Source organism: Bradyrhizobium sp. Crot121, from assembly GCF_059512385.1.
In genome coordinates this window covers 1-349 of the sequence record NZ_JCAMOR010000515.1, presented here as the reverse complement: position 1 = coordinate 349, position 349 = coordinate 1, and the positions used below count along the sequence as shown (strand labels likewise).

General features: G+C 64.5%; 1 protein-coding gene. It reads right to left on the bottom strand.

Features of this window, described 5'->3' with window-relative positions:
- Positions 1 to 349, bottom strand: a 349-nt coding sequence (locus AC5ZGW_RS47725; protein WP_496114349.1) for an AMP-binding protein, incomplete at both ends; no start/stop codon positions are given.

Here is a 349-nt window from a genome sequence, read left to right as displayed (position 1 = left end):
AGGGCGAGACCCAGATGCCGGAGACCTTGAACATGTCGTCGCTGCGGCCGCAGAAGGTGTAGCGGCCCTCGGCATCGCGGATGTATTTGTCGCCGGTGCGGGTCCAGTGACCCTCGAAGGTCTGCCGGCTCTTGCTGCGCTGGTTCCAGTAGCCCTCGCCGGCGGAAGGCGCATCGATCAGGAGTTCGCCGACTTCACCATCCGGCACATCGGCGCCTGACTCGTTGACGAGGCGCACCTTGTAGCCGGGGACGGGACGGCCGGATGAGCCATACTTGATGTCGCCCGGCGCATTCGACAGGAAGATGTGCAAGAGCTCGGTCGAGCCGACGCCGTCAAGGATATCGAC